Source organism: Streptomyces sp. NPDC079141, from assembly GCF_040686775.1.
GTDB lineage: Bacteria > Actinomycetota > Actinomycetes > Streptomycetales > Streptomycetaceae > Streptomyces.
In genome coordinates this window covers 591,403-605,729 of record NZ_JBFBLP010000001.1, presented here as the reverse complement: position 1 = coordinate 605,729, position 14,327 = coordinate 591,403, and the positions used below count along the sequence as shown (strand labels likewise).

Sequence of the window (14,327 nt, the reverse complement as noted above, 5' to 3'; positions counted from 1 at the left end):
CCCCAGAGGTGCCCGAGTCCGTCGTACCACCCTCCCCAAGACACCTGTTCTTGCGCACGGTTAGGAGTCCGTCGTGAGCACCAACGATCCCCACGAGGCGCCTGGCACGCTGGTCGGGCTCTTCCGGTCGACCGCGGCCCGCCACCCCCGCAGCAACGCGGTCAGCGATGACGAACAGACCCTCACCTACGAGGAGTTGGACCGCCGCTCCGACGCCCTCGCCGCGCATCTCGTCGCGCGCGGGGTGGGCCGGGAGGACCGCGTGGCGGTGCACCGGCCGCGCTCCAGCGAGGTCTTCGTCGCCCTGCTCGGCATCCTGAAGGCGGGCGCCGCCTACGTCGCCGTCGACATCCGCTACCCGGACAAGCGACGGGACCTGATGATCCGCCGCAGCGGCGCGAAGGCCGTCGTCACCGAGCCGGGCTGGACGGAGCGCCTGTCCCACCTGGACACCGACGTCGTCGAGTGGCGCAGCGAGCCCGCCACGGCAGCCGTCCCGGCCCCCGCGCCGCCCGCCGCCGCGGACGCGGCCTGCGTCCTGTTCACCTCGGGCTCCACCGGCGTACCGAAATGCTTCGTGCTGGAACACCGCCACCTGCTCGCGTTCGCCCGCAACTCCGTCATGCCGGAGCTCCTCCCGACCGACCGGACCAGCCAGATTGCCAGCGTCTCCTTCGACGCCTTCCACTTCGAGACGTGGTGCAGCCTTGCGGGCGGCGCCGAGATCGTCGTCCTGCCGTCCATGACCGAGCTGCTGGCCTCGGACGTGAAACAGGAGCTCGAAGACCGCCGCATCAGCGTCATGATCGCGCCGACGATGGCCTTCAACCACCTGGCCCGGGAGACCCCGGAGACGTTTTCGAGCCTGCGCGTCCTCCAGGTCGGCGGCGGCGTCATGCTGGCCTCCGCCTGCCGGGACGTCCTGGCGAGCGGCTTCAAGGGCTCGCTGTGGAACCTGTACGGCCCCTCGGAGACGACGACCGGCTGCTCGGTGCACCGGATCGACACGGTCGCCCCCGAGGAGACCGCTGTCCCCATCGGCCGGGTCCTGGACGGCTTCTCGATGTACGTCCTGGACGCCGACCGCAAGCCCGTCCCCACCGGCGACATCGGCGAACTTTACGTCGGCGGCAAGGGCGTCTCGCGCGGCTATCTGGGCCTGCCGGAGCTGACGGCGCAGCGCTTCCTCCCCGACCCCTTCACCGCGGACGGCAGCCGCATGTACGCCACCGGCGACCTCGGCCGCCAACGGCCCGACGGCGTCTTCGAGTACCTGGGCCGGGCCGACGACCAGGTGAAGATACGCGGCTACCGGGTGGAGCCCGCCGAGGTCGAACAGGCCCTCGCCCGGCATCCGTTGGCCCGCGAGGCGATCGTCCTGCCGGTCGGCGAGGGGCTCGATCTGCGGCTGGTGGCGTTCGTGGCGGCCGACGAGGCACTGACCGCCGAGGAGCTGACTGCGTACGCCGAGAACGAACTCCCGGAGTTCATGGTGCCCAGCCGCGTCCTGCTGCTGCCCAGGATCCCCGCCAACGAGAACGGCAAGCGGGACGTGGACGCCCTGCGCCGGCTGCTCGACGAGGAGTCCCGCAGCCGCGCCGCCGACGACCGGCCGACGGGCGAGACGGAGACCTACCTCGCCCGCCTCTGGGAGGAACTGCTGGGCACCGGACCGGTCGGCGCCGGGCACGACTTCTTCGCCGCGGGCGGCAACTCCCTGCTGGCGTTCCGCATCCGGCAGCGCATCACCAAGGACCTGGGCGTCCCGCTCGGCTTCCGTGCCGTGCTGGACCACCCCGTGCTCCGGGATCTGGCGGCGCGCATCGACGCGAGCGAGCGGGTGTCGTGATGCGGCGCCTGGCCGTCGTCCACGACGTGGGAGCCGCGAGCGTGGTGGACGTCGCCGTGGCCCTGGAGGGCGTCGCCGAGCCCGTCTTCGTCTGCCCCGACTCGCGCATGGGCGACCAACCTCGCGAGGAGATGGCCGAGTTGGGCTGCCTCTGCGACATCGGCGGGCTCAGCGCCGACGAGGCGGCCGCGAAGGTACGGCAGGAACGGCCCGACGGCATCGTCACCTTCAACGACTACCAGCTCGCGACCACCGCCACCCTGGCCGCCGCCCTCGAACTGCCCTTCCACCGGCCGGACCTGGTACGCACGCTGCTGCACAAGTCCGCGCAACGCGCGGTGCTCAACGCGTGCGGGGCCTCCGACGTGGCGTCCCGGCCGGTGACCGACGAGGCGTCCGCGCTGCGGGCGTCGGCCGAGGTCGGGCTGCCGGCGGTGCTCAAGCCCGACGTGGGCACCGGAAGCCGCAGCACCTACCGGATCCGCTCCACCGAGGACCTGCTGAGCGCCTGCCGCACGGAGCTGCCCGGAGAGGCGTTCGTGCTGGAGCGCGAACTTCCGGGGCGTACGGACACCGCGCCGTGGGCCGACTTCGTCTCCGTGGAAACCGCCGTTCTGGACGGCCGTCTCGCCCATCTGGCGGTGACCGGCAAGTTCCCGCTGGAGCCGCCGTTCCGCGAGACCGGCTCGTTTGTGCCGGCCGGCCTGGGGGAGGAGGACGAGCGGAGGGTCGTGGACGTGGTCACCCGCGCCCTGACCGCCCTGGACGTCCGCACCGGCATCTGCCACACCGAGGTCAAACTCACCCCCACCGGCCCCCAGGTGATCGAGGTCAACGGCCGGCTGGGCGGGGCGATCGGCCCCCTCCTCGCCCGGTCGTGCGGCCTGGACCCGGTGCGCCTGGCGGCCCGGATCGCGCTCGGGGACACCGCGGCCCTGGACGAGACCAAGGACGTGACCTTCGACCGGATCGCCTTCAAGTACGCCCGGCAGCCCCCGGAGAGCGCCCGGCGAGTGGCGCAGGTGCACGGCCTCGAACGGCTGCGCACGCTGCCCGGCGTCCAACGCGTCGTACCGGGACACGGCGCAGGCGCCGCCACCGACTGGCAGACCGGCACCGCGGGCCACGTCTACCAGTGCTTCGGCAGCACCGCCTCCCACGGCGAACTCGCCGTCCTGCTCGAAGAGATGAGCGATGCGGTCGAGGTCCGCTATGCGTGACGTCCATGGGGATTACGAGACTGAAAGTGCTGCAGTGAATACGACACAGACGGTGCGCTCATTCCACGACCTCCACACCCACGACCTCCAACTCCCCGTCGTCACACTGTTCAGCGGCGGCCTGGACAGCACCTATCTGCTCCACCGCCTGACCCGGGCCGGCTACCGCGACATCCACGCGGTGAGCGTGAACGTGGGCGACGACGAAACCAGCGCGGAAAGACAGCGCATAGCCGACACGCTCGGCATCCGCCTGCACCTCATCGACGCGCGCGAGACCTTCGCCCACGAATTCGTGCGGCCCGCGATCTGCGCCCAGGCCGTCTACCTGGACACCCACCCGATCAGCTCCTCCCTCAGCCGCCCGCTCATGGCACGCCTGGCCGTGGAACTCGCCCGCGACATCGGCGCGCACACGGTCCTGCACACGGCCAACCGCTCCCAGAACACCCTGCGCCGGCTCAACGGCGCGATCCGCCTCCTCGGCTTCACCGGCTCCTACGGCAGCCCCTACGAATGCGACCCGATCGGCCGCGAGCAGAAGATCTGGGAGCTGAAGCAGGCGGGCCTTGAGGAGATGGCGAGCCGGATCGTGAGCGGCGACTCCAACCTGTGGTGCCGAGAGTTCGAGTCCGGCATCCTCGACGACCCGGAGGACCACGCCGTACCCGAGCACCTCTACCGGTGGAGCGTGGTGACCCCCGGGACGCCCGAAGAGGTCGTCGCGGTCCGTTTCCGTGCCGGGGTACCCGTGGCGGTGGACGGCAGGGAACTCCCGCTGACCGAACTGATCGGCGAACTCAACCGCCGCGCGGGCGCCTTCGGCATCGGCCGGTACAGCGGCCTGGAGCACCTCGCGGGCGGGGAAAAGGTGCTGGAAATCCGGGAGATGCCCGCCGCCGGCCTCCTGCTGCGCTCCTACCGCCATCTCGAAACAGCCGTGCTCGACGCCGAGACCATCCGGGAAAAGATGCACGTCGAACAGGTCTGGGTCCGCGAGGCGCTGGAAGGCCGCTGGTTCGGCGAACTGCGCGCGGCCTGCCAGAAGTTCATCGAGACCTGCGCGGAAAAGGTGGACGGATGGGTGCGATGGCGGCTGACCGCAGGCTCCCCGCAGACCACGGCGATCGTGGCGGACCAGCACCTGTACCTGCGCAACCGCGAGGACTGGGAACAGCGTTCGACCGACCTGGCACCCGCCTGACCGGACGAGCGGCACAACGACACCGACCCGAGGCGACACGGAAGGAAGGCCGAACGACATGCCGGCGATGACAGCCGAGACCCTGGCGGCCGCCCGCTCCGCCTACGCGGACAAGGGCTGGTACGTGGCACCCGGAACCCTGAGTCCCGACGCCCTCGACAAGATCCGCGCGAGCATACGGGCGATCTCCGCGACGGTCCGACCCGAGGTGGTGTACGAGGAGGGCACCCGCACGGTCCGCGCACTGCACGGCTGCCACCGCTACGACGAGATCTGCGCCGAACTGATCCGTCACCCCACGCTGTTGGACCTCGCGGAGACCCTGATCGGCGGACCGGTCTACCTCTACCAGTTCAAGGTCAACATCAAGAGCCCTCGGGAGGGCCAGGAATGGCCCTGGCACCAGGACTACGCGTTCTGGGCCCACGAGGACGGCATGCCGCGGCCCGACGCGGTGAACATCGCCCTCAACATCGACGACGTGCACGAGGCCAACGGCCCCCTCACGGTGCTCTCGGGCTCCCACACACTGGGCCTGGTGGAGGAGGCGAACAGCACCGCGAACGCGGGCCGCGACTGGCGCGACCATGTCTCCGCCAAGCTCACCTACACGGTCCCGGAGGCGGCGGTACACACGCTGACCACCACGTGCCCGCCGGAACAACTCCTGGGCCCGGCAGGCACCGTGACGGCCTTCCACCCGTCGATCATCCACTCGTCCACGAACAACACATCCGCCGACCGCCGCGCGATGCTCGTCCTCACGTACAACTCGGTGACCAACGCCCCGACCCGCCTGACCCGCCCGCCGTTCCTGGTGGACCCGGACACGAGGCCCGTACGACGCCTGGCGAACGCGCTGGCCTGAGAGGCAACCGAGCGGGGCGCTAGGCCCGGTGGGAGCGGACGGCGACCGCGCGGCGGAGGGCTTCGCGGCACGCGAGGACAGCGGGGTGGCGGCTGCGGCCCCGGCGTACGACGGTGAAGATACGGCGAGTGCGTTGGCCGCGGGGGAGTTGCAGCTGGGGGACGGTGGGCGGCCGTCCGTCCCAGACGAGGTCGGGGAGGAACGCCGCGGCGTGCTGCTGCTCGACCAGGCGCTGGTGGAGCAGGAGGTCGGTGGTCTCGAACCGTACGTCGGGTTCGAAGCCGGCGCCGCGGCACAGGGTCAGGGCCCACTGCCGGGCGGTCGTGCCCACGGGCTCCATCACCCAGGGGTGGTCGGCGAGTGCGCGCAGCGCCGCCGTCGGGCCGCCGGCGTCCGATGCGGCGGCCGGGTCCGGGAGGGCGAGGTGCAGGGGGTCGTCGAGCAGGTCTTCCTGTTCGAGTTCGGCGGGCCGCGGGTTGGGGTTGCCGGGGTACTCCTCGGCGAGGACGAGGTCGAAGTCGCGGGCCTGGAGCCCGGGCAGTGCCTTCTCCGGTTCCCTCTGCGTGACGTGGACGCGCAGCTGCGGATGCCGGTCACGCAGCAGGCCGAGCGCGGTCGGGACGAGGGCCAGGGCGGCCGTCTGGAACGAGGCGATGCGCAGCGTGCCGGTCAGGTCGGTCAGCGAGGCGGCGATGTCCGCCTCCGCGCGCTCCAGGCGGGCAAGGACCGCCTCGGTGTGGGCGACGAGGATCTCGGCCTGCGCGGTCAGCCGCACCCGCCGTCCGACCGGCTCAAGGAGGGGCACGCCGACCTCGGCCTCCAGCTGGGAGAGCTGCTGGGAGACGGAGGAGGGGGCGTACGAGAGGGCGGCGGCGACGGCCGCCAGGGTGCCGCGGTGCTTGAGCTCGCGGAGCAGGCGCAGCCGGTGCAGATCGAACATGGGACGCCCGCTCTCCTCGCCCTGGCGGGCCGATGGCTGAATGGTCGGCTTTTCCGACGAGTGTAGGTCGGAAACATTCGCTGGACCGATCGTAGGAGGGCGTCGGACCCTGATCATGTGTCCGACAACGCTTCCACTCCCCGTGCGCTGCCGTGGTTCGCGCATCCCGATGCCCGTGCCTGGCGGTGTGAACCCGCACCCGCCGAGGTGCGGGTCTTCCACTCCTCGCTGCCCGACTACGCACCCACCCCGCTGACCGAACTCCCCTCCCTGGCTGTGGAGTTGGGCGTCGGCCGAGTCTTCGTCAAGGACGAGTCGAACCGGCTGGGGCTGCCCGCCTTCAAGGCGCTCGGTGCGTCGTGGGCGGTTCATCGCGTACTGGCCGAGCGAATCACGGGCGGCCCGGTCACCCTCGTGACCGCCACCGACGGCAACCACGGCCGCGCGCTGGCCCGCACGGCACGCCTGCTCGGGCAGCACGCCCACGTGTTCGTCCCGCGCGGGGTGCATCCGCAGGCCGTGGCCGCCATCGTCGCCGAACACGCGGACGTCACCGAGGTCGCGGGGGCCTACGACGAGGCGGTACGCCTCGCGGCCGAGGCGGCTGCCGCTCCGGACGCGGTCCTGGTCCAGGACACCGCCTGGCCGGGCTACGAGCGGATCCCGGGGTGGATCGTCGAGGGCTACTCCACCCTCTGCGCCGAGATCGACGAGCAGCTGACGGCCGCGGGCGTCGTCGCAGGGCCCGGCCTGGTCGCCGTACCCGTGGGTGTGGGGTCGTTGGCCCAGGCCGTGATCACCCACTACCGCAGCCGCCCCTTTGGGCCCGGCCCGGCGCTGCTGTCGGTGGAGCCGGAAGCCGCGCCCTGCGTCCTCGAAAGCCTCACCCTCGGCGCACCCGTCAGTGTCACCACCCGGGAGACCGCCATGGCCGGGCTGAACTGCGGCACCCCGTCCAGCCTCGCCTGGCCCCACCTGCGCTGCGGGCTGGACGCCGCGGTCGCTGTCGCGGACGCCGACAGTGCCCGTGCGGCCCGGGATCTGGCCGCTGCCGGTGTCTCCGCGGGCCCCTGCGGGGCCGCGCCGCTCGCGGGCCTGCGCGCGGCGCTCACCGGCGGGGGAGCCGAGGAACGCCGTAGGGCATTGGGGCTCGGGCCGGCCTCGGTCGTCGTGCTGCTGAGCACGGAGGGCGCCGCTGCCAATCCGCTCGCCGGGGCGGCGGCGTGCTGACCCACTTCGGGGCCGCGACCGGCGTTCTCGGGCTGCTGACCGTCGCACCCGGCCCGGACATGGCGGTGGTGACCCGACGTGCCCTCGTCGCCGGACCCGGGGACGCGCTGCGGACCGTGGGCGGGATCGCGACCGGGCTGCTGCTCTGGGGTGCGCTGACCGTGGCAGGGCTGGCGGCCGTGCTCGCCGCCTCGCCCGTGGCCTACCTGGCCGTCAGGCTCCTCGGCGCCGGCTACCTCGTGTTCCTGGGCGCGCAGGCGCTGTGGCAGCACCGCCGCGCCGCGGCCACGGCCGTCACGGACGCGGCTCCCGCCTCCGTAGGGAGCCCCTGGCGGACCGGGCTGATCAGCAATGTCCTCAACCCGAAGATCGCCGTCTTCTACACCGGGCTGCTGCCCACGCTGGCACCGCCCGAGCTGCCCACGGCCTACGCCATGACGCTCCTCGTACTCCTGCACTGCACCCTCACCCTGGCCTGGCTTGGCAGCTATGTGCTCCTGCTGGCCAAGGCCGGGCCGGTCCTGCACAGGCCGCGGATCCGCCGTGCGCTCGGTCGGATGACGGGCGTCGCGCTGATCGGCTTCGGCATCGCGGTCGCCACCGCGTCCGGCTGACCGGTGCGGACCGGTCAGTGGTCCTCCGCTGTCACCGGGCTCGGATGCGCCGGGTGCCAGGGCGCGTCCGCGCGCGTGGGCCGTGCGTCGGCGGTGAGCCGGATCGCGTACGCCGGCCCCTCCCCGGGGACGGGGCCGAGGTAGGTGTGCCCGGTCAGATGGCACCAGGCGGGCAGGTCGAGCGGCGCGGCGGGGTCGGTGGCGATGACGTGGACGACGGTGCCCGGGGGAGCGCCGTCGATCTGCTTGCGGAGGCGGAGCAGGAGGGTGACGCAGAGCAGGCCGCTGCCGTCGACGACCAGGTCGGCTTCGGCAGTCATCGGCCGCTCGCGGACGGGGTGGTGCCGGGGCGGCGGTCCGGGTCCGAGGGCAGGTCCAGGCCGTGCGAGACGACCGGCCGGGCGCTGCCGTCGGCCAGCCGATAGGTCAGGCCCACCACCGCGGTGCGTCCGGAGGCGACCTGGTCGGCCAGTTCCCGGGAGCGGTCCATGACGAAGTCGACGGTGTGCCGGACGTGGGTGGCGATGAAGCCGTCCTCCGCGCTCGCCCCCGCGGCACGAGCGGCCAGCACACTGGGCGTCACCCGCTCGATCACGTCCCTCAGATATCCACGAGCGGCCCTGCCCTCCGCCACGGCGGCACGGGTCGCCGCCACGGCACCGCAGGCGTCGTGGCCGAGGACCACCACCAGCGGGCAGCCCAGCACGCTCACCCCGTACTCGATGCTGCCCAGGACCTCCGGCCCCGCCGCGTGCCCGGCGGTGCGGACGACGAACAGGTCCCCGAGCCCCTGGTCGAAGATGATCTCGGCGGCCAGCCGGGAGTCGGAGCAGCCGAGCAGCACGGCGAACGGGCGCTGGGCGGAGGCCAGGTCGGCGCGGCGGGCGGCGTCCTGATTGGGGTGCCGGGGCGTGCCGGCGGCGAAGCGGAGATTGCCGGCCAGGAGCAGGTCGAAGGCTTCGCGCGGGGTGGCAGGGGCGGGGTCGCTCATGATCGCAGGCTACGGAGGGAGCCGGCGCGGCGATGCGCGGGGGTCGGTGGCCGCGGCCGCGCTCAGGCCGGGGGAGCCGGTGCCGTGACCGCTCGCGGCGGTCGATCCGGCAGGGGCCGGGGGTGGACGGTCTGCTTCATCACGATGGTCGAGTTCAGGCCGCGCACTCCCGGCAGATGGATGAGTACGGACTCGTAGAGGTGCTGGTAGGACGGCAGGTCGGCGCTGACCACGCGGATCAGGTAGTCCGGTTCGCCGAACAGCCGCTGCGCCTCGACGACCTCGGGGATGTCGGCGAGCGCCGCGTCGAACTCGGTCACCGCGTCGGGCCGGCTGAGGGTGGCGAAGAGCAGGACCTCGAAGCCGTATCCCAGGGCCGCCGCGTCGACGACGGCACGGTAGCCGCGGATGATCCCGGCCGTCTCCAGTTCCCGTACGCGTCGCTGGCACCGGGAGACGCTCAGCCGTACCTTCTCGGCCAGATCGGTGAGTGTGATCCGGCCCTCGGACTGGAGGATGGCAATAATTTTGCGATCTGTGGAATCCACGGGCAAGACTCTAGCGGCAGAGGGGGTGATTGGCGCAAAGTTCACGAACATTTTGCCCGTCGCCCTGGCTAGCATCCAGCCATGGCAACCGACATCACCCCGGGACCGGTCTTCGACACCGTCGTGGACCGCAGGAACTCCAACTCCATGAAGTGGGCCTCCGCCCACCAACTCCTCGCGGCCGACGAGGCCGCGGCCGACCCGCTGCCGATGTGGGTCGCCGACACCGACTTCAAGGCCCCGCAGGTCGTGATCGACGCGCTGCACCAGGCCGTGGACCACGGCGTGTTCGGGTACCCCGGCGGCGCGAGCGACAGCTATCTCGACGCCGTGACCGGCTGGCAGGCGCGGCGGTTCGGCTGGGAGGTGCCGCGGGAGTGGGTGCTCCAGACCGCGGGCGTCATCACCACGCTCAAGACCGTGGTGCAGGCGTTCTCGGCGCCGGGCGACTCGGTGCTGATCCAGCCGCCCGTGTACGCGCACTTCCACAACGACGTTCTCTTGAACGGCCGCCACCTCGCGTTCGCCCCGCTGGAGCGGACCGAGGACGGCTACCGGTTCGACGCCCGGACGTTCGAGGCCGCCATCCGGCCCGACACCAAACTGTTCATCCTCAGCCACCCCCACAACCCGACCGGGAACGTCTGGACCGAGGACGAACTGAGGACCATGGGCGAGATATGCGCCCGGCACGGCGTCCTGGTCGTCTCCGACGAGATCCACCAGGACCTCATCGTCAACCCCGACAAGAAGCACATCCCGTTCGCCTCGCTCGGCCCGGAGTTCGCCCGGAACAGCATCACCTGCACCGCCCCCAGCAAGACCTTCAACCTCCCCGGCCTGCAGAGCGCCAACGTCTTCGTCCCCGATCGCAGGCTGCGCGAAGAGCTGGCCCGCCAGTACGAGCGCAACCTGTTCCCGCTGGTCAACGTGCTGGGCATGGTCGCCGCCGAGGCCGCCTACACCCACGGCGAGCCCTGGCTGGAGGAACTGCTCACCTATCTGCGCGGCAACCACGCGCACTTCGCGCAGGCGGTCAACAGCGCCACCTCCAAGGTCAGGGTCCTGCCGGCCGACTCCCTCTACCTGGCGTGGATGGACTGCCGCGCCCTCGGCATGGACGCCGAGTCCCTGGACAAGTTCATGCTGACCAAGGCCCGCCTGTGGCTGGACAAGGGACAGAAGTTCGGCATCGAGGGCCACGGCTACGTGCGGGTCAACCTGGGCTGCCCCCGCTCCACCGTCGACGAGGCCGTGGCACGGCTGCTCACGGCCGTCGAGGGCCTGCGAACGCGGGCGGCGACAGCATGACATCCGCCATCGAGGCCCGCCTCACGGAACTCGGCGTGCCGCTGCCCGAGCCGGCCCGGTCCGTCGCGAACTACCTGCCGTACACGCGGTCCGGCACCCTGCTGCGCACCTCCGGGCAACTGCCGCTGCGCGACGGGGCCCTGGTCGCCACCGGGCTGCTCGGCCGGGATCTGGACGTCGCCACCGGACAACTCGCCGCACGGTGGTGCGCGGCCAACGTCCTGACGCAGGCGAAAGCCGCCCTGGGCAGCCTCGACCGGATCCAACAGCTGCTGAAAATCACGGTGTTCGTCGCCGGCACCCCCGACTTCGCCGAGCACCACCTGGTCGCCAACGGGGCCTCCGACCTGTTCGTCGCGGCACTGGGCGAGCCGGGCAGGCACGCCCGCTCGGCCGTCGGCGTCGCCGCGCTGCCCATGCGGGCTCCCGTCGAGATCGAGGCGGTCATCGCCCTCGTCTGACCGGCCCGGACGCGTCCGTGGCCCGTTGCGGGCATGCCGCGGCGGCACACCCTGCGGCATGCCCGCACCCCTTCGTCAAAGCAGCACCCCTTCGTCCAAGGGAGCAGTGACATGGCCTCAAGCGCCGCGAAGGACTACGAAAGAGAAGATCTCAAAAGGGATCTGAAAAGCCGGCACATCCAGATGATCGCCATCGGCGGGGCCATCGGAACCGGCCTGTTCTACGGCTCCGGGTGGGCGGTCGAGACCGCAGGCCCCGCCATCATCGTGACGTATGCCGTCGCGTCCGTGGCGATCTACTTCATCATGCGGGCCCTGGGCGAGATGTCGGTGGAAGAACCGGTGTCCGGCGCCTACATCTCCTACGCGAACCGCTACATCCGCCGGTTCGCCGGCTTCCTGAACGGGTGGAACGCGTTCATCTTCCTCCTCGCCGCCACCGCGGCGGAACTCAACGCCCTCGGACGCTACGTGCAGTACTGGCTCCCCGGAGTTCCGATCTGGGTGACCGCGGCGGTGGCGGTCACCGGACCGGAAGCCGACGCCCCGAGCCGCAGCCGGCCCCGCACCTGCCGCTGCCGCTCGACCCACGAGGCAGCGCGCGCTGACGCACGGAACCGGTGGCCACCGTCCCGCGGTGGCCACCTCGCTGTCGTCAGCGCCTCCGGCCGGTGTTGAGGCGGGCGGCCTGGCGGGTCAGGTAGTCGCGTTCGGCGAGGGTGGAGGCCTTGCGGGCCGCCTCGGCGTAGAGCCGCGCCGCCGTCGCCAGGTCTCCGTCGCGCTCGTGGAGGTACGCCGCCGCCGCGGTGTAGCGGGGCAGGGAGCCGTCCAGCGCCGCGAGTTCCGCCAGCCCGGCGCGCGGTCCGTCCGCCTCGCCGACGGCGACGGCACGGTTGAGCCGGACCACCGGGCTGTCGGTCAGGCGCGCGAGCTCGTCGTACCACTCGACGATCTGCACCCAGTCGGTCTCCTCGGCGGTGAGCGCGTCGGCGTGCAGGGCCGCGATGGCGGCCTGGGCCTGGAACTCGCCGAGCCGGTCGCGGGCGAGGGCCGTCTGAAGGATCGCGACGCCCTCCGCGATCAGCTTGGTGTCCCACCGGCCGCGGTCCTGCTCGGCGAGCGGCACCAGACTGCCGTCGGGCGCGATCCGGCTGTCGCGGCGGGCATGGTGGAGCAGCATCAGGGCGAGCAGCCCCGACACCTCGGGATGGTCGATCGCGGCCGCGAGCTGCCGGGTGAGCCGGATGGCCTCCGCGGCGAGGTCGACATCGCCGGAGTAGCCCTCGTTGAAGACCAGGTACAGGACGCGCAGCACGGTGGCGACGTCGCCGGGCCGGTCGAAGCGCACGCCGGAGACGGTGCGCTTGGCCCGGCTGATGCGCTGCGCCATGGTCGCCTCGGGCACCAGATAGGCCTGGGCGATCTGGCGGGTGGTGAGCCCGCCGACGGCGCGCAGCGTGAGCGCGACCGCCGACGACGGGGTCAGGGACGGGTGGGCGCACAGGAAGTAGAGCTGGAGCGTGTCGTCCACCGCGGGCGCGGGCCCGGGCGCCGGTTCCTCGTCGACGAGGTCCTCACGCCGGCGGCGGGCGGCGTCCGACCGCGCCTGGTCGAGGAACTTGCGCCAGGCCACGGTGACCAGCCAGCCCTTCGCGTCCCGCGGCGGGTCGTCCGGCCAGACGCGGACCGCCTCGACCAGTGCGTCCTGCACGGCGTCCTCGGCCGCCGCGAAGTCGGCTCCGCGGCGGACGAGGACGGCGAGCACGCCCGGCGTGAGGCTCCTCAGCAGTGCTTCGTTCACGAGTGAGGGCAGTCCGTGATGGTCGGCGTCGCCGTCAGGAACGGACGCACCTCAAGCCACTCGTGGATCGGCTTGCCGCCCGCCCCAGGGGCGGCCGACAGCTCCCCGGCCAGCTCGACGGCACGCTCGTAGCTGTCGACGTCGATCACCATCCAGCCGGCGATCAGGTCCTTGGTCTCGGCGAACGGTCCGTCGGTGACCGGAGGGCGCCCCTCACCGTCGTAGCGCACCCACGTTCCCTCAGGGGCCAGCGCCTGACCGTCGACGTACTCGCCGGTCTTCTCCAGCCGGGCCGCGAAGTCGCCCATGTATTGCATGTGCGCCGAGATCTCCTCCGGCGTCCACTGGTCCATGGGCACGTCGTTCACCGCTGCCGGGGCGCCGCGGTAGTGCTTGAGCAGCAGGTACTTGGCCATTGTGTTCTCCTCGGTGCTGGTGCGACCCATTGTGGTCGCGTTCACCCCGGGGACGGAGCCGGTCACGGGTTCTCGACATCGTCGGCCGAATTATTCGAAGACGCGAGGCGGAACCCGGGCGACGACTTGATAGGCAAGTGGCGACTTGCCTATCCTCAGGCTGTGGCCGACGACCTCTTCAAAGCCTTGGCCGATCCCACCCGCCGCACCATCCTCGACGAGCTCACGGAGAAGTCCGGACAGACACTGTTCGAGATCTGCGCGCGACTGAGCATGAAGCACCGGCTCGGCATCTCGCGCCAGGGAGTCTCCCAGCACCTTGCCGTGCTGGAGGCCGCGGGGCTCGTCGAGACCAGGCGGGACGGCCGCTACAAATTCCATGACCTGAACACGGCCCCGCTCCGGCAGATCATCGAGCGATGGCCCCTGCCCGACCCATCCGGACCGGAGGAGAGCACCCCATGAAGATTCACCTGACCAGCGTATTCGTCGACGATCAGGCCAAGGCCCTGCGCTTCTACACCGAGATCCTGGGCTTCGTGAAGAAGTACGACGTGCCGATGGGCGAGACGGACCGGTGGCTGACCGTCGTCTCGCCCGACGAGCCCGGCGGCACCCAGCTCCTCCTGGAGCCCGCCGGCCACCCGGCCGCCAAGACCTACCGCGACACGCTGGTCGAGGACGGCATCCCGCTCGCCCAGTTCGCCGTCGACGACGTGAACGCGGAGTACGAGCGCCTGCGCGGCCTCGGTGTCCGCTTCACCCAGGAGCCCCTGGAGATGGGTCCCGTCACGACCGCCGTCTTCGACGACACCTGCGGCAATCTGATCCAGATCGCGACCCAGCCGCAGTAGTCCCGCTACGAGCCGGCGCC

17 protein-coding genes are annotated in these 14,327 nt (G+C 71.6%); 11 read left to right on the top strand and 6 right to left on the bottom strand.

What is annotated here, in order from left to right; genetic code table 11:
- The first annotated feature begins 73 nt into the window (after positions 1 to 73).
- Genes AB0Q90_RS02800 through AB0Q90_RS02785 form a run of 4 tightly spaced genes read left to right on the top strand, consistent with a single transcriptional unit; the run spans position 74 to position 5,141 of the window.
- Positions 74 to 1,849 carry a non-ribosomal peptide synthetase gene (locus AB0Q90_RS02800; RefSeq protein WP_363162553.1) on the top strand — a complete coding sequence of 592 codons (1,776 nt, stop codon included), beginning with the start codon at positions 74 to 76 and terminating at the stop codon, positions 1,847 to 1,849.
- Positions 1,849 to 3,069: a hypothetical protein gene (locus AB0Q90_RS02795; RefSeq protein ID WP_363162554.1), complete on the top strand. Its 1,221-nt coding sequence runs from the start codon at positions 1,849 to 1,851 to the stop codon at positions 3,067 to 3,069. Before AB0Q90_RS02800 ends, AB0Q90_RS02795 begins: the two co-directional genes overlap by 1 nt.
- A gap of 34 nt (positions 3,070 to 3,103) precedes the next feature.
- Positions 3,104 to 4,273, top strand: a complete 1,170-nt coding sequence (locus AB0Q90_RS02790; protein ID WP_363162555.1) for an argininosuccinate synthase-related protein — start codon at positions 3,104 to 3,106, stop codon at positions 4,271 to 4,273.
- Between the two features lie 58 nt (positions 4,274 to 4,331).
- Positions 4,332 to 5,141 carry a phytanoyl-CoA dioxygenase family protein gene (locus tag AB0Q90_RS02785; RefSeq protein WP_363162556.1) on the top strand — a complete coding sequence of 270 codons (810 nt, stop codon included), beginning with the start codon at positions 4,332 to 4,334 and terminating at the stop codon, positions 5,139 to 5,141.
- Between the two features lie 19 nt (positions 5,142 to 5,160).
- Here AB0Q90_RS02785 and AB0Q90_RS02780 read toward each other — a convergent pair whose 3' ends face one another.
- Positions 5,161 to 6,081: a LysR substrate-binding domain-containing protein gene (locus AB0Q90_RS02780; RefSeq protein WP_363162557.1), complete on the bottom strand. Its 921-nt coding sequence runs from the start codon at positions 6,079 to 6,081 to the stop codon at positions 5,161 to 5,163.
- Between the two features lie 117 nt (positions 6,082 to 6,198).
- Here AB0Q90_RS02780 and AB0Q90_RS02775 point away from each other — a divergent pair, with 117 nt between their 5' ends.
- Positions 6,199 to 7,311, top strand: a complete 1,113-nt coding sequence (locus tag AB0Q90_RS02775) for a diaminopropionate ammonia-lyase (protein ID WP_363162558.1) — start codon at positions 6,199 to 6,201, stop codon at positions 7,309 to 7,311.
- Entirely contained in the window at positions 7,305 to 7,925 is a 621-nt protein-coding gene (locus AB0Q90_RS02770; RefSeq protein WP_363162559.1) for a LysE family translocator, read from the top strand. Before AB0Q90_RS02775 ends, AB0Q90_RS02770 begins: the two co-directional genes overlap by 7 nt.
- Before the next feature lie 14 nt (positions 7,926 to 7,939).
- Here the strand turns inward: AB0Q90_RS02770 and AB0Q90_RS02765 are convergent, their stop codons facing one another.
- The 3 genes from AB0Q90_RS02765 to AB0Q90_RS02755 form a co-directional block, all read right to left on the bottom strand.
- Positions 7,940 to 8,245, bottom strand: coding sequence for a sulfurtransferase TusA family protein (locus tag AB0Q90_RS02765; RefSeq protein WP_363162560.1), 306 nt, complete (start codon positions 8,243 to 8,245; stop codon positions 7,940 to 7,942).
- Positions 8,242 to 8,916, bottom strand: coding sequence for a carbonic anhydrase (locus tag AB0Q90_RS02760; protein ID WP_363162561.1), 675 nt, complete (start codon positions 8,914 to 8,916; stop codon positions 8,242 to 8,244). The genes AB0Q90_RS02765 and AB0Q90_RS02760 overlap by 4 nt, the downstream gene beginning before the upstream one ends.
- A 62-nt stretch (positions 8,917 to 8,978) precedes the next feature.
- Positions 8,979 to 9,464: an Lrp/AsnC family transcriptional regulator gene (locus AB0Q90_RS02755; RefSeq protein ID WP_363162562.1), complete on the bottom strand. Its 486-nt coding sequence runs from the start codon at positions 9,462 to 9,464 to the stop codon at positions 8,979 to 8,981.
- Positions 9,465 to 9,545: 81 nt separating this feature from the next.
- On the opposite strand from AB0Q90_RS02755, the gene AB0Q90_RS02750 reads away from it, so the two are divergent.
- From AB0Q90_RS02750 to AB0Q90_RS02740, 3 genes are all read left to right on the top strand, one after another.
- Entirely contained in the window at positions 9,546 to 10,775 is a 1,230-nt protein-coding gene (locus AB0Q90_RS02750) for a MalY/PatB family protein (protein WP_363162563.1), read from the top strand.
- Entirely contained in the window at positions 10,772 to 11,236 is a 465-nt protein-coding gene (locus tag AB0Q90_RS02745; RefSeq protein WP_363162564.1) for a RidA family protein, read from the top strand. Before AB0Q90_RS02750 ends, AB0Q90_RS02745 begins: the two co-directional genes overlap by 4 nt.
- A gap of 111 nt (positions 11,237 to 11,347) precedes the next feature.
- Positions 11,348 to 11,914, top strand: coding sequence for an amino acid permease (locus AB0Q90_RS02740; RefSeq protein WP_363162565.1), 567 nt, complete (start codon positions 11,348 to 11,350; stop codon positions 11,912 to 11,914).
- On the opposite strand, the gene AB0Q90_RS02735 is transcribed toward AB0Q90_RS02740, so the two are convergent.
- Both AB0Q90_RS02735 and AB0Q90_RS02730 read right to left on the bottom strand, forming a co-directional pair.
- Positions 11,892 to 13,037 (bottom strand): DUF6596 domain-containing protein, encoded by a 1,146-nt coding sequence (locus tag AB0Q90_RS02735; protein WP_363162566.1) that lies wholly within the window; start codon positions 13,035 to 13,037, stop codon positions 11,892 to 11,894. The genes AB0Q90_RS02740 and AB0Q90_RS02735 overlap by 23 nt on opposite strands.
- A complete protein-coding gene (locus tag AB0Q90_RS02730) occupies positions 13,034 to 13,453 on the bottom strand; it encodes a YciI family protein (RefSeq protein ID WP_363162567.1) in 420 nt (139 codons plus the stop codon). Before AB0Q90_RS02730 ends, AB0Q90_RS02735 begins: the two co-directional genes overlap by 4 nt.
- Before the next feature lie 162 nt (positions 13,454 to 13,615).
- On the opposite strand from AB0Q90_RS02730, the gene AB0Q90_RS02725 reads away from it, so the two are divergent.
- The gene (locus AB0Q90_RS02725) at positions 13,616 to 13,918 is read left to right on the top strand and encodes a metalloregulator ArsR/SmtB family transcription factor (protein WP_363162568.1); all 303 of its coding nucleotides are present in this window, start codon (positions 13,616 to 13,618) and stop codon (positions 13,916 to 13,918) included.
- Positions 13,915 to 14,307 (top strand): VOC family protein, encoded by a 393-nt coding sequence (locus AB0Q90_RS02720; protein WP_363162569.1) that lies wholly within the window; start codon positions 13,915 to 13,917, stop codon positions 14,305 to 14,307. The genes AB0Q90_RS02725 and AB0Q90_RS02720 overlap by 4 nt, the downstream gene beginning before the upstream one ends.
- Positions 14,308 to 14,327: the final 20 nt, after the last annotated feature.